The sequence below is a fragment of the Thioalkalivibrio sp. genome (assembly GCF_007692535.1).
In the GTDB taxonomy this organism is placed as follows: Bacteria; Pseudomonadota; Gammaproteobacteria; order Ectothiorhodospirales; family Ectothiorhodospiraceae; genus Thioalkalivibrio.
The window spans coordinates 1-21,848 of sequence record NZ_REBW01000067.1; the positions used below are offsets into that span (position 1 = coordinate 1).

Here is a 21,848-nt window from a genome sequence, read left to right on the forward strand (position 1 = left end):
CGGGGGTGGCCCGAGGCCATGAAAGTTAACGTGAAAGTCACAGCCCAGTAGGTCGGGTTAGCGCAGCGTAACCCGACGACGTCCCGGGGACGACGCCATTTCGCGCCCATGGGTGGGGTTCGTGCCGGGGACGGCGCTGCATTTTTAGCCTTGGGTGGGTACCAGACCCGTCGGGTTACGCCCTTTGGGCTAACCCGACCTACAGTTTGCGGCTTTGCATCATCAGGGGTGGCTGTCGGGTATCTGGTGGTCCGCGTGCTCTGGTGGTTCAGCGTCATGGAACGTCTGAAGATCCGGCGCGCACGCCTGCGCCGCCGCCTGATCCGGAGCCAACACAACCCCTACGGTTCGAAGCCGGATCCCGAAAACCGCTAGTGGCCGCTCGGCGTCTCGGGGGCGCCGCCACGCGTGTTGACACGGCTCAGCCAGTCGTCAGAAGACCATCCACCAGTCGGACTGTGCGGTCCATGCGCGCGGCGAGCGTCGGATCGTGGGTCACCAGTGCCAGTGCGCTGCCACTGGCCTGGTTCATCTCCTGAAGCAAGGCGAAGACCCGCTGCGCGCGATCGCGGTCGAGATTGCCCGTCGGCTCGTCGGCCAGGATGACCGCCGGACGCGTCACCATGGCCCGCGCGATCGCGACGCGCTGTCTTTCGCCGCCCGACAGCTCGGAGGGCTTGTGCGCACCCCGGTCCGCGAGATCGACACGGGCCAGCCATTCGGCGGCCTCCATCTTTGACTTGCGCGTCGATTCTCCCCGGATCATCAATGGGATCGCCACGTTCTCCAGGGCGGTGAATTCCGGCAGCAGATGATGGAACTGGTAGATGAAACCGATGTGCAGGTTACGCAGGGTGCCGCGACGGGCATCGCTGATCCGCGACCAGTCCTGGCCGAACAGGGTCACGTTTCCAGCGGTCGGCAGGTCGAGTCCGCCCAACAGCTGCAACAGCGTGCTCTTGCCCGAGCCCGAGACGCCCACGATCGCCAGCTGGTCGCCCCGCCGGATCTGCAGATCGATCCCGCTCAGCACGCTGACGTCGAGGCTGCCCTCGCGGAAGCGCCGCTCCAGACCCCGGGCCTCGAGCACGATCTCTGCCTCACTCATAGCGCAGGGCCTCGGCCGGCCGGGTTCGAGCGGCCCGCCACGCGGGAAAGAGCGTCGCCAGAAGGGTCAGCACGAACGCCAGGCCGCTGATGCGCAGCACGTCCTGGAGGCGCAGGTCACTCGGCAGTTCATCGATGTAGTACACGTCGGCGGCAAGGAATTGCGTTCCTGTCACGCGTTCGATGAACGGGACCACCACGTCGATGTTCAGGGCCAGGCTGACGCCACCGACCACGCCGAGCATCACCCCGACCGCGCCGATGATCACTCCCTGCACGATGAACACGAGCATGACCGCGGAGGGCTTCAGCCCGAGGGTTCGCAGGATGGCGATGTCCGCCTGCTTGTCGGTCACCAGCATCACCAGCGTCGATACGATGTTGAATGCGGCGACCGCAACGATCAGCGACAGGATGATGAACATCACCACCTTTTCCATCTGGATCGCGCGGAAGAGGTTGGCATGCTGCTGGGTCCAGTCGGAAACCCTGAACATTCCATCCAGCGCGCGCGCCACGTCCCGGCTGATCACCCCCGCCTGCATCATGTCACTCAGGTGCAGGCGCAGTCCGGTCACGCCCTCGCCCGTCTGGAATACCGCGCGGGCATCGTCGAGGTGAATGAACGCAGTGCCACGATCGAACTCGTACATGCCCACTTCGAACAGCCCGGCGACCTCGAAACGACGCATCCGCGGCAGCACACCGGCCGGGGTCACGCTGGCCTGAGGCGCCATCAGCACGACGCTGTCGCCGACGCGGATTCCGAGCTGCACCGCGAGCTCGTAACCCAGGACCGCGCGAAAGGCACCGGCCTCGAGGTCCTCGAGGCTGCCCCGGATCATGTGTTCCCCGATCCGTCCCACGCGCTGCTCCGCTGCCGGATCGATTCCGCGCACCAAGGCGCCGGAGATATTGCCGAAGGCGCTGAGCATCGCCTCGCCGGAAACATAAGGCGCAACCGCAAGAACTCTGGGATCCTCGGTCTCGACCTGCCGCGAGAGCTCTTGCCAGTTTCGAAGGGAACCGTCGAAGGCCTGGATGGTGGCATGCGAAACCATGCCCAGAATGCGGTCACGCAACTCCCGCTCGAAGCCGTTCATGACCGAGAGAACGGTGATCAGGGCCGTGACCCCCAGGACCAGCCCGATCATTGACACGACCGAGATGAAGGAAATGAAGTGGTTGCGGCGTTTGGCCCGCGTATAACGCAGACCGATGGCGATCGGGAGTGGCTTGAACATGGCGGAATCATGCCAGAGGGGAAGCGGCGCGCCTACCATTCCGTACGCGTCCGCCAGAACCCGGCATTCCGGTCCGCCCGGGGTTCGATGCGGGTTGCCTGCACTCGATTTCCCTCTGAAGCCGGCCCCGGTGCTATGATTCCAAAAGACGATTGACGAGGAGAGCGCGCATGCCCGGGAGAATGATTCCCCGCTGGACACTGGTCGCCCCGCTGGCGCTGATGCTGGCCGCCCCCTTGGCCCAGGCCGAAGTGCTGAAGATTGCGCCGGGAAGCTATTCCGTGATGACGGCGCCCGGGTTGCCGACACGGGGACAGCACCAGAGCCACGTGGTCGCGCGGCACGGACAGCCGATGGAACGCTTCGCCACCGTTGGCGGCGGCGCGCCGCGGCAGCCACCCATTACGCGCTGGGACTACGATGGATTCTCCGTGGTGTTCGAGGGCGCGTTCGTCCTGCACAGCGTGGTGCACGGCCCCCACACACCCCAGCCTCGGTGATCCGCGAAGCATCCGTACGCAGGCTGCCCGCGGAATGGGAGCCCCAGAGCGGGGTTCAACTCACCTGGCCACACGCGGGTACGGACTGGTTGTCGCGGCTGGATGCCGTGGAACCGGTCTTTGCCGCAATCGGGGCAACGATCGCGCGACATGAATCCCTGCTGGTGGTCTGCCAGGATCCCGATCACCGCGTCCACGTACTCTCTCTCCTCGCACAGGCCGGGGCCGACCTCGACCGGGTGCAACTGGGCATCGCCACGGCCGACGACACCTGGGCTCGGGATCACGGACCCCTCACCGTCTTCGAGCACGGCCAGCCCCTCCTGCTGGATTTTACCTTCAATGGCTGGGGCGGAAAGTTCCCGGCGGAGCACGACAACCTGCTGACCCGGACCCTGGCCGCTCAGGGACGCTTCGGTGCGGTTCCCGTTGAGGAGATCGACCTGGTGCTGGAAGGTGGCAGTATCGAATCGGACGGCGCCGGCACCATCATGACCACCAGCCAATGCCTGCTGACGCCCACGCGCAACCCGGATCTGTCCCGGGATGGCATCACGGAACGGCTGATGCAGCATCTCGGTGCGCAACGGCTCCTCTGGGTCGACCACGGGCACCTCGAGGGCGATGACACCGACGGTCATATCGACACCCTCGCCCGCTTTTGTGACGGCGAGACCATCGCGTACGTGGAATGCGATCACAGCGGCGATCCCCAGTACGATGGGTTGCAGCGGATGGCTGAGCAGATCGCGCAGTTCCGGCAGCCCACGGGTGCGCCGTACACCCTCATTCCCCTGCCCCTCCCGGCACCCATCCTCGACGAGGGCCGGCGCCTGCCCGCGACCCATGCGAACTTCCTGGTCATCAACGATGCCGTACTGGTACCCGTCTACGATGACCCTGCCGACGAGCTGGCACTGGAGCGCCTCGGCGCGGCCTTCCCGGGGCGCAGTGTGGTCGGCATCGACTGCCGTGAACTCATCGGACAGGGCGGCAGCCTGCATTGCCTGACCATGCAGTTCCCCCTGGGCGTCCTTCCCGCCTGAAGCCTGGCCAAAACCCGTACGGTGATCCGATGCACGTCGCCCTGATCCAGCACCGCAATGCCAGTGATCGCGAGAGCAACCTCAGCGCGACCGCGGCCGCCGTGTCCGAGGCTGCGGCGGCCGGGGCCGAGCTCGTGGTCCTTGCCGAGTTGCACACCGGCCCGTATTTCTGCCAGGTGGAGACGCCGGCGGAGTTCGACCGGGCCGAACCGGTACCCGGGCCCTCCACCGAAGCCCTGGGGGCGATGGCGCGGGAACACGGGGTGGTGCTGGTCGGTTCCCTTTTCGAGCGGCGTACTGCAGGGGTCTATCACAACACTGCGGTGGTCTTCGAAACGGACGGCAGGCTCGCCGGGCGTTACCGGAAGATGCACATTCCCGACGATCCCGGGTACTACGAGAAGTACTACTTCACCCCGGGTGATCTCGGCTTTCAACCCATCGATACCTCCGTGGGGCGCCTGGGCGTGCTCGTCTGCTGGGACCAGTGGTATCCCGAGGCGGCACGCCTGATGGCCCTTGCCGGAGCCGAGCTCCTGATCTACCCGACCGCCATTGGCTGGGATCCCGGCGATACCCCGGACGAGCGGACACGGCAACGCGAGGCCTGGATCACCGTCCAGCGCGGGCATGCCGTCGCGAACAATCTTCCGGTGCTGGCCTGCAACCGCGTAGGCTTTGAGCCCGATCCCGGCGGAGCCACGGCGGGCGCGGACTTCTGGGGCTCCAGCTTCATCGCCGGACCCCAGGGGGAATTCCTGGCCCGCGCGGGCACGGACGCCCCCCAGATCGTCACCGCGGCGATCGACCCGGCGCGCACCGAACAGGTTCGGCGGCAGTGGCCCTTCCTTCGGGACCGCCGCATCGATGCCTATGCTGACCTGTTGCGCCGCTTCATCGATTGAACCGAAGGACGCAAGGGTGATCGAAGCAGTTCCCTACAACCCGGAGAGCGTCCCCAGTGAATCTGAAACCTACCCTGAACGTCGGTACCATCGACCGCGGTCTGCGCATCGCCGTCGGTGTCGTCCTTCTGGCCCTGGTCTTCATCGGGCCGCAAACCCTGTGGGGTCTGCTCGGCATCATCCCCCTGGCCACCGGCCTCATGCGCTGGTGCCCCGCCTACAGCCTGCTGGGAATGAACTCCTGCGCGACGGCGAAAAACAGTTGATCCACAACCCGGCGACCGCCCTGGATGGGACGGTCGCCGGGGTAGCTGAAACGGCCGTGTGAAGGCCGCGCGACTGACAGGCACGTCCCGCCACCGCGCCGTTCGATCCGCGCGCCGCTACCTTGCCCGTATAATACCCGTCACCTTCTTCAAACCAGTGAATGCCACATGCCTGACGCCGCCCGAGACCCCCTGAAACCCGGGCGTCTACCCGTTTCCGGATTCGAAACCTGGGCGGAGTTGGGTTTCACTCCCGCTGTCCTGGCCCTTGCACAGGCCGCCGAGGGCTTCCAGCATCCACTGCTGGTCGTCACCGAAAGCACCGAGGCCGCCGACCAGTGGATCGCCGAATGGCGGTTCTTTGCTGCGGACAGCGATCTCCCCGTGCTGCGCCTTCCGGATTGGGAGACCCTACCCTTCGATGTCTTCTCTCCCCACGAGGACATCGTTTCCGAGCGCCTGCGCACGTTGCACCGGTTACCGGGACTCCGGCGGGGGCTCGTGGTGGTTCCGGTCGCGACCCTGATGCAGCGCCTGCCGCCAAGGCAGTGGCTCCAGAGCGAGTGCCTGGCCCTGGCCGTGGGGCAGAAGCTCGACCGTCTCGATCTGCGCGACAGCCTCACCGACGCCGGCTACCAGGCCGTGCACCAGGTCCTGACGCACGGCGAGTTCGCGGTGCGTGGGGAGATCCTGGACGTCTTTCCCATGGGCGCGGCGATGCCCGTCCGGGTGGAGTTCCTGGACGATGAGGTCGACTCGCTGCGTCACTTCGACCCGGAGACCCAGCGTTCGACCGAGCGCATCGAACGTCTGGACGTGCTGCCCAGCCATGAATTTCCGATGAACCCGGAGGCCATCAAGGCCTTTCGCGGCCGTTACCGGGCACGCTTCTCGGGCGATCCGGCACGCCATCCCATCTACCGGGACGTGAGCGAGGGGCTGGCGCCGGCTGGCGTGGAGTCTTACCTGCCGCTCTTCTTCGAACAGCTGGATACCCTGTTCGACTACTGCCTCGACGCACGCGTGGTGCAGTTCGGCGACATCGCCGGTGCCGCCGGCCGGTTTGCAGCGGAGGTGCTTTCGCGGTACGACCAGCTGGGCCACCAGGCCGAACGGCCGCTGCTGCCCCCGGCCGAGCTGTACCTGGATGAGGAAGCCCTGGCCGGGGCGCTCGGTCGATTCTCCGGCATTGCGCTGGGTCCGGCCGCCTCGCCATTGCCCCCCGGTCGTGGCCGCCAGCTGGTGTTCCAGCGGGAACCCCTGCCCGAACTCAGCATCCAGCAGGGTCGGCCGGAACCCGCAGAACGGCTGCGCGCCTTTCTCGAACACCCACAGCGCGTCCTGCTGACAGCGGAGTCCACGGGCCGGCGCGAGGCCCTGCTCACGCTGCTGCGCGAGCACGATGTCGTGGCCGAACCCGTCGATGACTGGGCGTCGTTCCGCGCAGCCGAGGCTCCGGCCATGCTTACCGTGGCGACGCTGTCCGAGGGCTTCCTGCTTCCGGGCAGCCTTGCCGTGGTGCCCGAGGCGGCCCTGTTCGGCGAGCGCGCCATGCAGTCGCGGCGACGGGCTAAGCCCACCCGCGATGCCGATGCCATCATCCAGAATCTCAACGATCTGCACATCGGCGCCCCGGTGGTGCACGAAGAGAACGGTGTCGGACGTTACCTGGGTCTGCAGACGCTGGACATCGGCGGCCAGCCCGGCGAATTCCTGGCACTGGAATACGCCGATGGCGCCAAGCTCTACGTGCCAGTGTCTTCGCTGCACCTGATCAGCCGCTACACCGGCGCCGACAGTGAGCACGCGCCACTGCACCGCCTCGGCAGCGAACAGTGGTCCCGTGCGCGGCGCAAGGCGGCGGAGAAGGCGCGCGACGTGGCCGCCGAACTGCTCGAGATCTACGCTCGACGCGCCGCACGCGAGGGGACGGCCTTTGCCGTCGAGACCCCCGAGTATCACGCATTTGCCGCCGCCTTCCCGTTCGAGGAGACCGCGGACCAGGCGCAGGCAATCGACGCCGTGCTCGCCGACATGTCCGCCAGCCAGCCGATGGACCGGGTGGTCTGCGGCGACGTCGGCTTCGGCAAGACCGAGGTCGCCATGCGCGCCGCCTTCGTCGCGGTACAGAACCACCGGCAGGTGGTGGTGCTGGTGCCCACCACCCTGCTGGCCCAGCAGCACCATCAGAATTTCTCCGACCGCTTCGCGGACTGGCCGGTACGCGTCGAGTCGCTGTCCCGTTTCCGCAGCGCGAAGGACCAGGCATCGGTGCTGCAGGGAATGGCGGATGGCAAGGTGGATATCGTGATCGGCACGCACAAGCTGCTGCAGAGCGGCCTGGCGTTCCACAATCTCGGACTGGTGATCGTCGACGAGGAACAGCGCTTTGGCGTGCGCCACAAGGAGTCGCTGAAGAAGCTCCGGGCCGAGGTCGACATGCTCACCCTGACCGCGACTCCCATCCCGCGCACGCTGAACATGGCACTGGCAGGGCTCCGCGACCTGTCGATCATCGCAACGCCGCCGCGCGCCCGGCTGGCCATCAAGACCTTCGTCAACGAGTGGAACGACGCGATCATCCAGGAGGCCTGCCTGCGGGAGATCCGCCGGGGTGGCCAGGTCTATTTCCTGCACAACGAGGTCGACACCATCGGCCGGACGGCGGAAAGGCTGCAGGACCTTCTGCCCGGCGCGCGGATCGGCATCGCCCACGGCCAGATGCGCGAGCGCGATCTGGAACAGGTGATGCTGGATTTTTACCACCGGCGTTTCAATGTTCTGGTCTGCACCACGATCATCGAGACCGGCATCGACGTCCCGACCGCCAACACCATCATCATGAACCGCGCGGACAAGCTGGGGCTGGCCCAGATGCACCAGCTGCGCGGCCGCGTGGGCCGTTCGCACCACCGAGCCTACGCCTATCTGCTGACCCCGCCGCCCAAGGCGATGACCGCGGACGCGCGCAAGCGCCTCGAGGCCATCGCCGCGCTCGAGGATCTGGGTGTGGGATTCACGCTGGCCAGCCACGATCTCGAGATCCGCGGTGCCGGCGAACTGCTCGGGGCGGAACAGAGCGGACAGATCACCGAAGTCGGATTCGCGCTCTACAACGACCTGCTGAATCGGGCGGTGAATGCTTTGCGTTCCGGGCACCTGCCGGAAATCGACTTCACCGGCGCAGCGGCGACCGAGGTCGAACTTGGCCTCCCGGCCCTGCTTCCCGAGGACTACGTTCCGGACGTGCACACACGCCTGATCCTGTACAAGCGCCTCGCCAGCGCTCCGCATACGGCCGCGCTGCGCGATCTGGAGGTCGAACTGATCGATCGCTTCGGATTGCTGCCGGAACCGGCGCGCGCGCTGATGGCGGCCACGCGTCTGCGTCTGCAACTGCTGCCGTTGGGGATCCGCAAGCTGGAGATCGGCCCTGCCGGAGGACGGTTCCTGTTCGGACCGGAACCCAACATCGACGTCGGCGCCCTGATTCGCCTGGTCCAATCCGACCCGAAGGCCTATAAGCTGGATGGTGACAAGGCCTTCCGCTTCTTCGCCGATTGCAAGACACTGCAGGCACGCGTGTCCCTCGTGGAACGCCTGCTGAACCACCTTGCGCTGGAGCGCAAGGCCGCCTGAACAAGGATCCGATGCCCATGACTCACCTCCGTCGTAGACGCTTCCTGACCCGTCTGGCTACGCTGCCTTTGCTGCTGACGCTACCAGCGCCACTGGTCGCCCAGGTCGGACGGCAGTACCGGATCGAGTTGGTGATCTTCGAGCACCTGGGTCCGGAAAGCCGGAGTTTCATGGATGGCGCCGCCCGCCCCATGGAGGTCAACCTGTCGGGTTTCGGCATCGGCGAAGGACCCATCCGGCCCTCGCGCAGGGGATTTGAACTGCAGCGGGTCGCCGACCGGGTGGAACGCTCCGGGCAGGGCCGCGTGCTCGCGCGCCTGGCCTGGGATCAGAGAGGACGCGATTATTACTCCACCTCGTGGATACGCATCCAGGAAGGCCGGTATCTCGGGCTGCGCGAGGAGCAGGGCGAGGAGCAAGGAGATGCGTCCGCAGGCGGCCTGCGGACGCTCAGCCCGCAACAGGAACGCTACGAACTCGAGGGGCGACTACGCGTCTGGGTCGGGCGCTTCCTGCATCTCGAAACCGATCTCGTTTACCACGTACCGCACGCGGTGGGAAGCGACCCGGACGTGCTGGCCGGGGTACCCGTGCGGGGCAGCCAGCGCATGAACTCCGGTGACGACCTGTTCTATCTGGACAATCCCGCCATCGGTATCATCGCCCGCGTCACGCGCCTCGGCGACTGACTCCTGCATGGCCCGTTAACGCCACTGCGGAGAGGTCTCCCAGTTCAGAATGCGGTTGCCGATCGCGACCCCGAGATCGTCGAGCAGTAGCTGCAGGGCGGTGCGCTTGGGTTCGAAGACGACCATTCGCTCGATCCCGATCACGTCCCGCGCCACCGTACGGTCATCGCCAAGACCGTCAATCAGCCCCAATTCCACGGAATCGATACCGGTCCAGACCAGACCGCTGAACAATTCGCCGTTGTCCTGCAGCCGGTCTCCACGACCCTCGCGCACCACGTTGATGAACTGATCGTGGATCTGGTCGATCACGCCCTTGACGTGATCGACCTCTTCATCCTGCAGAGGAAGGAACGGATCCAGGAAACCCTTCTTCTCCCCGGCCGTGAACAGACGCCGTTCGATCCCCCACCTCTCCATCAGACCAACGAGACCAAAGCTGTCCAGCCGGACGCCGATGGAGCCGACGATACTGCCCTTGTCCGCGTAGATCTCGTCCGCCGCCACGGCGATGTAGTAGGCGCCCGAGGCACCGACATCGGAGATGACCGCGTACACGGGAATGTCCTCGTGCTGCGAGCGCAGGCGACGGATCTCGTCGTGAATCATGCCCGCCTGGACCGGGCTGCCGCCACCGCTATTGATGCGCAGCATCACGGCCCTGGTATCGTCGTCTTCAAAGGCCTTGCGCAGGGTCTTGTTGATGTCCTCCGCATTCGCGCTGGTGGCACTCGCAATCAGCCCCTCGATGTCGATCACGGCCACGTGTTCGGTCGGCTCCTTGTCTCGGTCCCACAGGTCGGAGAGTCCCAGATCCGGGCCGCGTATCAGCAGCAGAAGCGCGAACAGGTAGATGAACACCAGGAGCTTGAAGAAGATGCCCCAGCGTCGCGTCCTGCGTTGCTCGGTAACCTGGGCCAGGACCAGTTTCTCGAGGGTCTCCCGTTCCCAGTTCGATTTGTCCTGCGCTTTCTCCTGCGCGTTCCAGAGAGCCATGCATGAATCCTTATGTTGACGTTAACCCGCCGGCGGCGCCGGCGGGTCTTGATGCCTGCGGTTCCGGCATTCTTTCGACGACGCCGTTCCCAGTCCCCGTGAGAGACAGCCGGGCGCTGCCAAAATTCAGCCGGAATGGCCGCGCTGGCCCAACAGCGGCGGCAACTCCGTGAGTCGGTCGATCAAGGCCGCGGGGCCGCAGCGGCGCAGACGCCCCGCATCGTGGGCCCCGTGGGTGATCCCGACCCCCGAGACCCGCACGTTGTTTGCCATCTGGAGATCGTACGCGCTGTCCCCCACCATGATCGCATCCATAGGGTCGACCCCCAGCCGCTCGATCACATGGGTGAGCATGGCAGGGTTGGGCTTCGACGGATGTTCGTCACTGGTCGCCGTAGCGTCAAAAAAGTGCGAGAGGCCGGTACTGGTCAGCGCCTCGTCCAGGCCCCTGCGCGATTTACCCGTCGCGATCGCCAGCAGATAGCCCCGCTCGGTCAGTGTGGCCAGCATCGCTTCGGCGTCCGGGTAGAGCGGTGTCGGCGTGATGTCACGCTCCAGGTAATAGAGCCGGTAGGCATCGCTGAGCGTCTGCATGAAGGCGTCGTCGGCTCCCGGATACAGGGCCTGGGTCGCCTGGCGCACGCCCAGGCCGATGATGTCGCGCAGCTGGGCATCGCTACGCGGCTCCGCGCCGATCTCGGCGATCGCGAGATGCAGGCAGCGGACGATTCGTCCGATCGAGTCCATCAACGTCCCGTCCCAGTCGAATACCACGAGGGCCAGGGCGTCGCGATCGCTGCGGGGAATCATGGCGCCTGGTCCGAAAGTGCCTGCAGGACCTGTTCGAGATCTGCCGGCAGGGGGGCGGAGAACAGCAGTTGGTCCCCCTGCCAATCGGGAAAACGGATCGCCTGGGCATGCAGAAACATGCGCTTCAGGCCCAACCCCCGCGCAAGCCGGTTCGCTGCTGGATCCCCGTACTCGTGGTCCCCGGCCACCGGGTGACCCAATGCCCTTCCATGGACACGAATCTGATGCGTCCGGCCGGTCCCGATGTCGACATCCATCAGCGTGAAGGCCGGAAAACACTCGATCGGGGCAAACAGGCTGGTCGCCCTGCGGGCCGATTCCCCCTGCGAGCCCTCGATCGCAAGGCCCTCGAGCGCACGTATCTGCCGCCGGCCGGTCTCGTCGCGCTCCTGGGAAATCGGAAGGTCGCAGCGCCGTGCCGGACCCTCCCATCGCCCGGCAACGAGGGCCAGGTAACGCTTGCTCACGTTCCCGCTACGCAGCGCATCGTGAAACGCGGTCAGACCGCGACGGCTCTTGGTCAGGACCAGGCAGCCGCTGGTTTCGCGGTCCAGGCGGTGGCCCAGCTCCAGCGCGGTAGCGGGATACAGCAGGCGCATGGCCTCGATGAGGCCGTAGGCCAGGCCGCTTCCGCCGTGTACTGCCACGCCGGCCGGCTTGTCCAACACAAGGTAGTCCTCATCGTCGTGAATCACGGACTGGCGCAGGGTGCGCAGCATGCCCTCGGGCACGTGGATCGTGCGGGCCCCGGCCCCCGTGGCCTCACCCGGGCGGTCCAGGGCCGGTACGCGCACCTCGTCGCCACCCGAAATCCGATTCTCGACTTTTGCGCGACGGCCATTGACACGAATGGCACCCTTGCGCACCAGCCGATAGACGAGGCTTCGCGGAACGCCCTTGAGGTGCCGCAACAGAAAATTGTCCAGACGCTGGCCCTGCGCTGACGCGGGTACGGTCAGCAGCTGCGGACCCTGATCCTGATTCATCCAGGGATGCTAGCCGATTCGCGGGCACCGGAGAAGCCGGGTGGCAGGGTGCCGGCCCAGATCTTCAGACTGATGATGCGTCGGCCTGCGTTAAAGACCGGATACGCTGGCGGCCCAGTTGCGGACCTCCTGCGCCCGGTTGCAGGCCGCCTCCAGGGCGTCGGGTTCACCGTATAAAAACCCCTGCATGACCGTACAGCCAAGCGTCTTCAGGTAATCGAGCTGCGACTCTGTCTCCACTCCCTCGACCACGATGTCCATCTTCAGGCCCAACGCCATGGCGATGATCGCGTTAACGATGCACGACCCCTCTTCGCAGCTCTTCAACCGGTGGGTGAAGCTGCGGTCGATCTTCAGGGTGTTGATGGGGAGTTTCTGGAGGTAGCTCAGTGAAGAATAACCCGTACCAAAGTCATCGATGGCGATGCGGATGCCGGCTTCGCTCAGCCTGTGCAGCTTGTCGATCACGTCCTGGCGATCACTGAGCAGGAGATTCTCGGTAATCTCGATTTCGAGCAACCGCGGCGGAAACGATTCCTGTTGGAGGGTTTCCAGCAACGTCTGGACGAAATCCTCGCGCGTTACAAGGATGGGCGACATGTTGACCGAAAGGCGCAACTCCTTGCCGGAGCGCTGGCGGTACCGGCTCACGTCCCGGGCTGCACGCCGCAAGGTGGACCGATCCAGTTCCACGATCAAGCGGCTTTCCTCGGCAATGGAGATGAATTCGGAAGGTTCCAGACGACCTAGTGTCGGATGGTTCCAGCGTATCAGCGCCTCGACGCCAACGACCTCCCCTCGTGCGGCATGGACCTGCGCCTGATACACCACGTCGAACTCCTGGTGTGCGAGCCCCCGGTGCATCTCCTGTTCCAGCTGCAGCCGTCGGGTGGAACCCGCCATGTCCGGCGTGAACAACTGGAAGCCATCGCGCCCGGTGTTCTTCACCCGGTACATCGCAATGTCTGCGTTCTTGATCAGTGCATCCATGTTGGCGCCGGCGGCAGGGAACATCGCGATGCCGATGCTGGCTCCGATGAAAACCTCGTGACCGTCCAGACGGAACGGCGCGCGAATGCTCGCGAGGATCTTGTCCGCCACCTGTGCGGCGGATTCCCAGTCGCGGACCTCCGGAAGCAGCAGGGTGAACTCGTCCCCGCCGAAGCGGGAGAGTGTATCGCCCTTGCGCACACAGGCCTGCAAGCGCTGGCTGACGGCCTGCAGCAGGCGATCGCCGATGGTGTGTCCGAGCGAGTCGTTGATCACCTTGAACCGGTCGAGATCAATGAACATCACTGCGAGTTGATGGCCCTCGCGGGCGGCCTGGGTCAGGGCAATGCCCAGGCGGTCCTTGAACAGTGCCCGGTTCGGAAGTCGTGTGAGCAGATCGTGGTAGGCCTGAAAACTGATGAAGGCCTCCGCCTCCATCCGCTCCGTGATGTCGCGCGCGGTTCCGTAGGTCCGATACTGGTTGCCATCCTGGAGTGGCTGCTCGTCGTCCTGCATCGGCCAGATGATGAGTTCAAAGTGGCGCCGCGAGCGTCCGGGGACCTTGGGCCTCAAGGCGACCTCCAGGGACCGGACCTCGTCGTAGGGTTGGCGCGCCTGCTCCAGGAAATAACGCCCTTTTTCCTGCTGGTCCTCCTCCATGATGTCGAGCAGGGAGATACCCAGCAGTTCGTCCGGGCTATAGCCAAGCAGCTTGGTCACGGTGGCATTGAGAAAGCTGAAGCGCCCGAGATGATCAAGGATGTAGACGATATCAGGGGAGTGGTTCACGATCAGGCGGTGCAGGCGTTCCGAGCGGTTCAGCCGCACCTGGATCACCTTGTGGCTGTCCTCCAGGCGTTTCCGGCGCACCGCATTGTTGACCGTGGCCAGCAGTTCCTCGGGCATGTAGGGCTTTTTCAGATAATCGTAGGCGCCCGCGCGCAAGGCCGTGGCAATGCCGTCGATGCTCGTGTTGCCGCTGATGACGATGGTCATGGTCGCGATGTCCTTCTCATTCATCACGCGCATCACTTCGTGCCCGTCGACCTCGGGCATGCTCAGATCCAGGAGCAACAGATCGTAGTGTCCCTGTTGGAGCATCTGCAGCGCCTTGACGCCGCCCAAGGCGACGTCCACCTGGTAATCGTGCATCTTCAACAGGTCACGCAGACTCTGCAGAAGCCGCGGGTCATCGTCTGATAGCAGGATCCGGACATCCGCCTCGTGCGTCAGGTCTTCAGCAATCCCGATCATGCCGGGCCCCGTTGGGGCGCTGCTCGGATTCGACTCTTGGGAAAGAGCAACTGGATACGGGTCCCCATGCGGTCACTCGAACTCACGATAATACCCCCCTTCTCGTCCATCAGATCCTGCACCGTCGCCAGGCCCTCGCGCCGGTGCCGCTTCTCCCCCCGGGCCGCAACGAACGCGAACAGCCTCTCTCTGGCCTCGCGCGTCAATCCCAACCCATCATCCGAGATCTCCAACTGTACATAAGCGCGGCCGTTCACGTTGACATCCCCGCGGGTGGCAACCCGGATCCCGCCACCCGCCTCCAGCGCTTCGCTCATGTTCCGCAGCAGTTGCCCGAGGATCTGCCGCAGCATTTCGGAACCCATTTCCAGCCGTGGCCCGGCCGGATCCAGGTCCATCGTCAGGCGGATGCCCCTGGACTCGAGATGGGACGCCGCGAGCGTTTCTGCGACCTGTTCGATCGCATCATTCAAGGTGGAGACGTCCGCCAGGGACATCTTCCGCGAGCGTGGCCGCAGCCGCGCGAGAATTTCGCCGACGCGGGCCGTCTCATCGCGGATCAAGGCCAGATCGCGCTGAGCCGAGGCATCGTCGGCCAACCTGACGCGCAACATCTCAACCTGGCTGCCGATCACGGTGAGCGGCGTGGACACATCGACCAATACCTGTTCCAACATGGTATCGGTATCGCTGTCGGGATCTTGATCGTGTGCCGCGCGGGCCCCTGCCGCCAGCGCCTTCCCCGCCTCTTCCGCGAACAGGCGCGCGAGATCCTCGAGGCGGGGGCTCGCATCCGCGCTGGCATCCGGGATTCCAAGTGCGAGGATTCCCATGCAATCGTGGCCTTCACGCGCGTCAGCTGCCAGAGGCAGGCACCATAACGCCGGCGCCCCGAGCAGTCCGGCAATCTGCCGATCCACCACCGAGATGCCCTCGCCACGCTGTGGCTCCCGCGTGAGCGCGGCATCCGCGACCAGGCTGCGTCCCGGCACCAATGGCAACACGAAGGCCGGGTGTTCTCCATCGTCGAGCCACGCGCTCGCGCTCTCACGGTCTGCATCCACCAGGAACAACACGTTGCGTTTGCTATCCAGGAGCAGGCGCGCCGCACCGCGCACTGCCTGATACAACGCGGATGCAGAATCGGCACGTGCAAGTTCGGCCCTGACCTGGGTGAGATGAATCATCCGTCCCAGGCGTCGCCCCAATTCGCCCTGAGCCCGTTGCATGGTCTCCGCTACTTCGCGTTCCATGCCGCCCACACCAAAAGAGCGCGCAATGTGATCGATGTCCGCATTGACCCGGTGACTCAATTCGCGGGTCAGGCCCTCCTCCAGCCCGAAGAGGATCTCGGCGGCTTCGAGGGTTCGCGCAGAGGGCTCGGGCGCCTGGGCCAGCAGGCGCGCCAGCCGGACGACCTTCACCAATTGGTGGGCATCCCGCACCGCCTCTATGGCGGCATCCTGGTAGCGGACGGCATCGGCCATGAACGGGTCGGCGCACCAGGTCTCCACCCAAGCCGCGCCGATCTCGAATTCCGCTGTGTCCCCTCCCGTATGCACGGCATCCTGCGGTGTCCGTTTGCGGGCGGTGGAGTGGAAGCGGCCCGCGTCGAGGAGAAGCCCGCAGAGCATGGCCTGGTCCGGGTCCCGAAAGCGCGTCAGGGTGGCGACAACGTACGCGAGCTGCGCCGTGGCCATGGACCGCCACCAGGCGTCTTGCGACGCACGATATTCTGATGGATCGATGGGCTCGAGGAACTGCCGGAAGGCGGCAGTCACCACCAGGGTACGAACCGCCTCGATGCCCAGGCTCGCCACGGCGTCTTCCAGCGTTGGGCAGGCGGGAGGCCCTGCGGGGCTCCCCGCCCCGTGGGCTGCATCGAGCACGCGCGCCGCGGTGGCCGGATCCCTTCCCACCACGTCGGCAATCGCGCGCGCGTCGAGACCTTCCCGGTGAATGCCGTCCAGGATGCCCGCGAGAATCTGCGGCAGCGTCACCAGTTGATCGAAAGGCCTGTCTTCAGCAGCCATCTGGTTCCACGTCTTTGGTTTGAATTGGCCGACGGGATGCCGGATCCCAGCCACACGACCTTCCCTGAATGCTCGAAACAAGCACATTCTGCGAAGCGCCCACCGGGCCCAAGTATATACGCTAGCATCATTGAAGACTTTGCGACCCGGCCTGGTCCCTCTGGGGAAAAACGGGTGTTTTTGCGCGCCCTGATCATCAAGAGAGCGCCGGGCGCGGACGTTGTCAAGTGTGAAATCGTGCAGCGGTTTTCTGCTATCCTTAAACGGTGGAAGGGCAAGCCCGGCGCATCTCTATGTCTCCCCTTTTACGTTTCTGGCCCTGGGCATCGGAGGAGGCTCCATGTCACTTTCCGAAACACGATCCCAAGCCCACACGGGCTCAGCGTCCCCGCCCGTGCTAGCCGTTGTCAGCGGCAAGGATGGCGTCGGCAAGTCGAGCATCGTGGTCAACCTGGCTTTGACCCTGGCCAAGGCGGGGACTCGCGTGTGCCTTTGGGACTTCGACCCAGGCCCTGGCAACGCCCTTTTCCTGCTGGGCCTGCAGCCGGAGTACAGGCTGGAGCACCTCCTGACCGACTCCAGGACCCTGCCCGACATCATGCTCGAGGCCCAGCACGGCCTGCGACTGGTTCCCTGCGCCACAAGCCTGGCCCGACACGGACCCTTCTCCCCGGCACAGGAAAGACACCTCGCGGATCAGATGGCAGGACTCGAGGAGCAGTTCGACTGCATCCTGCTCGATGTCGCCGCGAGCGGAGGAACCCAACCCGCATTTGTTGCGGCCTCGGACATGGTGCTCCTGGTGCTCACTCCCGAAGCCGGGTCCCTGTCCGATACCAATGAACTGGTGCAGGCACTGGAACGGGAACGTCGCGCTTCGTATTACGTTGTCGTGAACCGCGTCTCCAGCCAGAACGAAGCCTGGGAAGTCTTCAATCGCTTCAGTAGCCTCGTGCAGGAACAGAGCGCAGCACCCCTGCGGCTGATGGGCTTCGTGCAACGGGACGAGAGTCTCAGCGCGGCCGCAATGTTGCAGCGCCCGGTGGCCCTTTTTCCTGAAAGTGATCCGTCTGCGCGGACCTTCATGCGGCTTGCCGATGCCCTGGAGCAGTCGTTCTCGCGTCTTGCGCCCAGGCCGCCGGCGGTCGATCCCTGGATGCGGCGCCTTCGCCTGCTGCCCTCGCGCCCGAAGCCAAAAGGGCGAGGCGCGACCCCGGGGGCGAGGGCCGATACAGAGACGCATCCGGACTCCGCGGTGCTGGATGTGGAGACCGAACTGGAGGCTCTGCGCGCGCGCGCGGCGGCCCTGCTGGATGACTCCGCTGAACCCCAGCGCATCCGGTCCTGGATCGACGCGCTTGCGACAGACTACTGGGATCGGCGCGGCGAACCGGCCATCGACCTGGTACGGGCGATCGGGCGACTGCTGGAAGACTCGAGCCATGACGTCACGGTCCGGGAACTGCGGGATCTGCTTGGCGGCGCGGCATCTCCCGCGCAGGAACCCGAGCCGGTCGGGCTGGTAGCACCTGCGCTGCCGGCAGTGCCGCGGACGGCATCGACCCGCGCCCACACCCCGGCATCGATCGAGGGCCTGCCAGGACGCGGCGGACGAACCGCGGCCGCGAGCGCGACCCGTGAAACGCGAAGGACGGCCGTCACGACGCGGGCCCACACCATTGATGAGAGGCGCTTCGGGCCACAACAGGACATCATCGACCTGCTGCGCCGTAGTGCGCCTGACGACGAGCCCCTCTCGGAATGGCTCCGACGCTTCGGATCCACCGACACCTGACCCGTTTTCGCTTGCCAGTCAGCGGCTTTTGCCCTAGATTGTGCCGCGGGTCGTCGCGTTCACTAGCCGCGACTGCCCCACTGGATTACCTGTTGGCATGGCCGATATGGCTGGCCAACCCTCGCCGAAAGCGATCTGTGATACCTATTCTGACAACCCAGTCCTGTCTTTCACCGGCGCGCGCCTGCAAGCATCTCGTGGTGCTGCTTCTGGCCAATGCCTGGCTGTTGGGTGCCCTCCCGCCTCCGCATGGCGGTATTCGGCATTCCTCGCCGGCATCCGGGCCCCGGAGCGCCCTGCGTGCGTGGTCCCCTGTACAAGACGGCGACACCCAAACGAGTTCACTGAATGAAAAGGATTCTCATCAATGCCACGCAGCCGGAAGAGCTGCGCGTGGCGATGGTCGATGGCCAGCGCCTCTACGACCTTGACATCGAACTTCCCTCAAGGGAACGCAAGAAAGCCAATATCTACAAGGCCCGGATCACCCGGGTGGAACCCAGCCTCGAAGCGGTCTTCGTCAATTTCGGCGCCGAGCGCCACGGGTTCCTTCCCTTCAAGGAAATCGCCCGCTCTTCGGTGGGCGCCCCGGAAGACACCGACAAGCCGATCCGCGACTTTCTGAAAGACGGTCAGCAACTGCTGGTGCAGGTCGAAAAGGAAGAGCGCGGAAACAAGGGCGCGGCCCTGACCACCTACATCAGCCTCGCCGGCCGCTACCTGGTGCTGATGCCCAACAACCCCCGAGCCGGCGGCGTGTCGCGCCGGATCGAGGGTGAGGATCGCAACGAACTGCGCGAGGCCCTGGCCGATCTCAAGATCCCTGACGGCATGGGTGTGATCGCCCGTACGGCGGGGGTCGGCCGGACCACCGAAGAGCTGCAATGGGACCTCGACTACATGACCGCACTCTGGGCGGCCATCCTCGAGGCCGCGGGTGAGGCCCAGGCCCCCGCACTGATCCACCAGGAAAGCAACGTCATCATCCGCGCCCTGCGCGACCACATGCGCAACGACGTCGGCGAAGTCGTCATCGACGATGGCACCGTTTACCAACAGGCCATGGAGTTCGTGGAACGGGTAATGCCGAGCAGCCTGCGCAAGATCCGGCACTACACGGACCCTGTACCGCTGTTCAACCGGTTTCAGATCGAAAGCCAGATCGAGAGTGCCTTCGATCGCGACGTGGTGCTGCCCTCCGGTGGCGCCCTGGTCATCGATCACACCGAGGCGCTGATCTCCATCGATGTGAACTCGGCCCGCTCGACGAAGGGTGTGGACGTGGAGGAAACGGCTTTCCACACCAACCTCGAGGCCGCCGAGGAAGTGGCCCGGCAACTCCGGATCCGCGACCTTGGTGGTCTGATCGTGATCGATTTCATCGACATGAGTTCGAACAAGCACCAGCGCGAGGTCGAGACGCGGCTGCGCAAGGCCCTGGAGATGGACCGTGCGCGTGTCCAGGTCGGACGGATCAGCCGCTTCGGCCTGCTCGAGATGTCGCGCCAGCGCCTGCGCTCCTCCCTCGGCGAGTCCAGCCACATCACCTGCCCACGCTGCCAGGGGCATGGGCAGATCCGCGGGGTCGAATCCCTCGCCCTTTCGATCCTTCGCCTGATCGAGGAGGAGGCGATGAAGGAGCGGACCAGTCTGGTGCTGGCCCAGGTTCCGGTGGACGTCGGGACGTTCCTGCTGAACGAGAAGCGCGAGTCTCTGAATGACATCGAGGATCGCCACGACGTAGACGTGAGCATCGTCCCCAGTACGCAACTGCTGACGCCGCACTACCAGGTCCGCCGGATCAAGGACGATGGGCGCGAGGACGAATTGGCAGGCAAGAGTTCCTACCAGTTCATCCCCGAGACCGATACCGAAGAAGTACTCCCGGAGATCGAACGCCGCGGCCGTCCAGACCGGCCGCTGGTCAAGGCTGTGGCCGTGGCCGCGCCGCCGCCCGCTCCGGCCCCAGTGGCTCAAAGAGCCGTGGCTGCGCCGCAGGCAGTCGCCCAGCCCGGGTTTTTCGAACGCATCTGGTCGTCCCTCTTCCCTGGCGGGCGCAGCGCAGAAGAGGCGCCATCATCCTCAATCGAGACCACCGGCGACAAGCCACCCGCACCGCGCGGACGCGGCGGCCAGCGAAGCCCTGCCGGGGAATCGGGTTCGGGCGGTCGGCGCCGCGGACGGCGGGGTGAGGGAGACCGCAAGGAAGCACCCGAGGCCAAGCAGGTCGAAGAGGCGCGTGGCGGGGGCTCCAGTGCACCGGCTAAGGCCCAGGCACCGCGTGCGGACAAGCGTTCTCAAGACAAAGTGCCGGCGGTCGACGATGCGGTCGCTGCAGAAAGCAAGCCGCCGACCAAGGGCCCTGAGTCCGACGAAGAGACGCGAGGCGACGCTGGACGTACCCGCAGCCGACGCTCGCGTCGCGGTGGACGGCGGCGGAACCGCAGCCGAGCAGGAGGGAATGGCCAGGAATCCGACGTCTCCGAGGATGGCGGAAGCGCCGCGGATCGCCCGGATGTGGCAGCAGAAGCAAGCGAGGCGGATACGGCTCCAGCAAGGCCCGTGAAACCGGTCCAGGAACCAAGGCCTGAAGCAGCCCGCGCGCCGTCTCCATCGGCTGCCGAATCGTCGGCGGCCCCTGAGCTTTCCACTGGGATTGACGTCCCGAAAACGCCGGCGCAGCCGGATGATGCGGCAGAAATTCGCCAGCGGGAGGCGCGTGCGGCACTGGCGCGGATGGCGGCCTCGATTCCAGCCGCCAGTTCCACCCCGGCGTCGGGGAGCTCCGAAGATCGTGAGGATGCCACGCCGGAACCGACTCTGCCCGAGGGCGAGGCTATTCCCCGACGGGCTTCCGCCAGTGCCGAGAGCGAAGCTCCCACTGACACCGCCGCTGACGACCAAGTAGCTTCGGACCGGGCCGCCAAGCCCGAGGTGGAACACCGTCCGGCTGCGACCGCGGCGCAGGACGTCGTAGTAGTCCCGGAACCGGAAGCACCCCCGGCACCGGTATCCGGAACCCGCGAAACGACAGCAGAAAAGGACTCCACTGCCCAGGTCGCGGTCGATCGGAAGGACACAGACACGACTCAACCCGTCGCCGAAACGGTGGACGGGTCGAAGTCGGAGACCCCTGGCCCGGAAGGTACTAAGGAGGCTGAGGGTACGGAGACGGGCAAGCCCAAGCCGAAACGGGCTCGGCGCCCACGCAAGCCCCGCGGCGCGGCCAAGGGTGCTGCGGACGACGCGAAGGCGGAAGAGGCTGCAACGGTGACGGCGCCGACCACGGCCGAGTCAACCTCGGGAAGCACTGCCACCGATGAGAGCGAGCGCTCCGATTCCGGGGCGGCAGACGACAAACCGGCAAAGGCTGCGCGAAAGCCAAGGGCCCGCCGTCCCCGGGGGGCAGGCAAGAAGGCGACGGAACAGCAGAGTTCCACGAGTTCCACGGAAGAGGCTTCGCCCGTTCCGGCCCCGGAGGCCGTGCCGGAGCCCAAAGACGGCTGAGGCGGGCTATGCCCCGTGACCCTGCCGGGGGCTGGCGATCACTCGCTACCCCCCCGGTTCGGTTGCCGTGAAGGGGGCCGT

16 protein-coding genes are annotated in these 21,848 nt (G+C 65.5%); 9 read left to right on the forward strand and 7 right to left on the reverse strand.

From position 1 onward, the window contains the following. Positions 1 to 228 precede the first annotated feature (228 nt). Positions 229 to 375 (forward strand): hypothetical protein, encoded by a 147-nt coding sequence (locus EA346_RS02170; protein WP_296755074.1) that lies wholly within the window; start codon positions 229 to 231, stop codon positions 373 to 375. A 46-nt stretch (positions 376 to 421) separates the two neighbouring features. Here EA346_RS02170 and EA346_RS02175 read toward each other — a convergent pair whose 3' ends face one another. Next, a complete protein-coding gene (locus tag EA346_RS02175) occupies positions 422 to 1,108 on the reverse strand; it encodes an ATP-binding cassette domain-containing protein (RefSeq protein ID WP_296755076.1) in 687 nt (228 codons plus the stop codon). Then, on the reverse strand, positions 1,101 to 2,351 hold the full coding sequence (locus EA346_RS02180; protein WP_296755078.1) for a lipoprotein-releasing ABC transporter permease subunit: 1,251 nt from the start codon (positions 2,349 to 2,351) through the stop codon (positions 1,101 to 1,103). Before EA346_RS02180 ends, EA346_RS02175 begins: the two co-directional genes overlap by 8 nt. 170 nt (positions 2,352 to 2,521) lie before the next feature. On the opposite strand from EA346_RS02180, the gene EA346_RS02185 reads away from it, so the two are divergent. The 6 genes from EA346_RS02185 to EA346_RS02210 all read left to right on the forward strand — a co-directional run bounded on the left by EA346_RS02185 (position 2,522) and on the right by EA346_RS02210 (position 9,396). Beyond that, the gene (locus tag EA346_RS02185; RefSeq protein WP_296755081.1) at positions 2,522 to 2,851 is read left to right on the forward strand and encodes a hypothetical protein; all 330 of its coding nucleotides are present in this window, start codon (positions 2,522 to 2,524) and stop codon (positions 2,849 to 2,851) included. Further along, positions 2,848 to 3,897 (forward strand): agmatine/peptidylarginine deiminase, encoded by a 1,050-nt coding sequence (locus tag EA346_RS02190; protein WP_296755082.1) that lies wholly within the window; start codon positions 2,848 to 2,850, stop codon positions 3,895 to 3,897. Before EA346_RS02185 ends, EA346_RS02190 begins: the two co-directional genes overlap by 4 nt. 29 nt (positions 3,898 to 3,926) lie before the next feature. Continuing rightward, a complete protein-coding gene (locus EA346_RS02195; RefSeq protein ID WP_296755085.1) occupies positions 3,927 to 4,802 on the forward strand; it encodes a carbon-nitrogen hydrolase in 876 nt (291 codons plus the stop codon). Positions 4,803 to 4,858: 56 nt separating this feature from the next. Beyond that, the gene (locus EA346_RS02200) at positions 4,859 to 5,068 is read left to right on the forward strand and encodes a DUF2892 domain-containing protein (RefSeq protein WP_296755087.1); all 210 of its coding nucleotides are present in this window, start codon (positions 4,859 to 4,861) and stop codon (positions 5,066 to 5,068) included. 168 nt (positions 5,069 to 5,236) lie between these two features. Continuing rightward, the gene (mfd, locus tag EA346_RS02205) at positions 5,237 to 8,707 is read left to right on the forward strand and encodes a transcription-repair coupling factor (protein WP_296755090.1); all 3,471 of its coding nucleotides are present in this window, start codon (positions 5,237 to 5,239) and stop codon (positions 8,705 to 8,707) included. Positions 8,708 to 8,718: 11 nt separating this feature from the next. Continuing rightward, on the forward strand, positions 8,719 to 9,396 hold the full coding sequence (locus tag EA346_RS02210) for a CsiV family protein (protein WP_296755093.1): 678 nt from the start codon (positions 8,719 to 8,721) through the stop codon (positions 9,394 to 9,396). Positions 9,397 to 9,411: 15 nt separating this feature from the next. On the opposite strand, the gene EA346_RS02215 is transcribed toward EA346_RS02210, so the two are convergent. From EA346_RS02215 to EA346_RS02235, 5 genes are all read right to left on the reverse strand, one after another. After that, positions 9,412 to 10,392 (reverse strand): S49 family peptidase, encoded by a 981-nt coding sequence (locus EA346_RS02215; protein WP_296755096.1) that lies wholly within the window; start codon positions 10,390 to 10,392, stop codon positions 9,412 to 9,414. A gap of 126 nt (positions 10,393 to 10,518) precedes the next feature. Further along, positions 10,519 to 11,202, reverse strand: a complete 684-nt coding sequence (locus EA346_RS02220; protein WP_296755098.1) for an HAD-IIIA family hydrolase — start codon at positions 11,200 to 11,202, stop codon at positions 10,519 to 10,521. Then, on the reverse strand, positions 11,199 to 12,188 hold the full coding sequence (locus tag EA346_RS02225; RefSeq protein WP_296755101.1) for an RluA family pseudouridine synthase: 990 nt from the start codon (positions 12,186 to 12,188) through the stop codon (positions 11,199 to 11,201). The genes EA346_RS02220 and EA346_RS02225 overlap by 4 nt, the downstream gene beginning before the upstream one ends. A 90-nt stretch (positions 12,189 to 12,278) precedes the next feature. Beyond that, positions 12,279 to 14,432: an EAL domain-containing protein gene (locus tag EA346_RS02230; protein WP_296755103.1), complete on the reverse strand. Its 2,154-nt coding sequence runs from the start codon at positions 14,430 to 14,432 to the stop codon at positions 12,279 to 12,281. Then, on the reverse strand, positions 14,429 to 16,465 hold the full coding sequence (locus tag EA346_RS02235; protein ID WP_296755106.1) for an HDOD domain-containing protein: 2,037 nt from the start codon (positions 16,463 to 16,465) through the stop codon (positions 14,429 to 14,431). The genes EA346_RS02230 and EA346_RS02235 overlap by 4 nt, the downstream gene beginning before the upstream one ends. Positions 16,466 to 16,805: 340 nt before the next feature. Between EA346_RS02235 and EA346_RS02240 the strand changes: the two genes are divergently transcribed. Continuing rightward, entirely contained in the window at positions 16,806 to 18,260 is a 1,455-nt protein-coding gene (locus tag EA346_RS02240; protein WP_296755108.1) for an AAA family ATPase, read from the forward strand. A gap of 348 nt (positions 18,261 to 18,608) precedes the next feature. Then, positions 18,609 to 21,767, forward strand: a complete 3,159-nt coding sequence (locus EA346_RS02245; RefSeq protein ID WP_296755112.1) for an Rne/Rng family ribonuclease — start codon at positions 18,609 to 18,611, stop codon at positions 21,765 to 21,767. Positions 21,768 to 21,848 lie beyond the last annotated feature (81 nt).

Excerpts from the sequence above, each read along its gene's own strand:
- EA346_RS02230 (WP_296755103.1), bottom strand. The coding sequence starts at position 14,432 with ATGATCGGGATTGCTGAAGACCTGACGCACGAGGCGGATGTCCGGATC.
- EA346_RS02185 (WP_296755081.1), top strand. The coding sequence starts at position 2,522 with ATGCCCGGGAGAATGATTCCCCGCTGGACACTGGTCGCCCCGCTGGCG.
- EA346_RS02210 (WP_296755093.1), top strand. The coding sequence starts at position 8,719 with ATGCCCATGACTCACCTCCGTCGTAGACGCTTCCTGACCCGTCTGGCT.
- EA346_RS02235 (WP_296755106.1), bottom strand. The coding sequence starts at position 16,465 with ATGGCTGCTGAAGACAGGCCTTTCGATCAACTGGTGACGCTGCCGCAG.
- EA346_RS02225 (WP_296755101.1), bottom strand. The coding sequence starts at position 12,188 with ATGAATCAGGATCAGGGTCCGCAGCTGCTGACCGTACCCGCGTCAGCG.
- EA346_RS02215 (WP_296755096.1), bottom strand. The coding sequence starts at position 10,392 with ATGGCTCTCTGGAACGCGCAGGAGAAAGCGCAGGACAAATCGAACTGG.
- mfd (WP_296755090.1), top strand. The coding sequence starts at position 5,237 with ATGCCTGACGCCGCCCGAGACCCCCTGAAACCCGGGCGTCTACCCGTT.
- EA346_RS02220 (WP_296755098.1), bottom strand. The coding sequence starts at position 11,202 with ATGATTCCCCGCAGCGATCGCGACGCCCTGGCCCTCGTGGTATTCGAC.
- EA346_RS02195 (WP_296755085.1), top strand. The coding sequence starts at position 3,927 with ATGCACGTCGCCCTGATCCAGCACCGCAATGCCAGTGATCGCGAGAGC.
- EA346_RS02175 (WP_296755076.1), bottom strand. The coding sequence starts at position 1,108 with ATGAGTGAGGCAGAGATCGTGCTCGAGGCCCGGGGTCTGGAGCGGCGC.
- EA346_RS02245 (WP_296755112.1), top strand. The coding sequence starts at position 18,609 with ATGAAAAGGATTCTCATCAATGCCACGCAGCCGGAAGAGCTGCGCGTG.
- EA346_RS02240 (WP_296755108.1), top strand. The coding sequence starts at position 16,806 with ATGTCACTTTCCGAAACACGATCCCAAGCCCACACGGGCTCAGCGTCC.
- EA346_RS02180 (WP_296755078.1), bottom strand. The coding sequence starts at position 2,351 with ATGTTCAAGCCACTCCCGATCGCCATCGGTCTGCGTTATACGCGGGCC.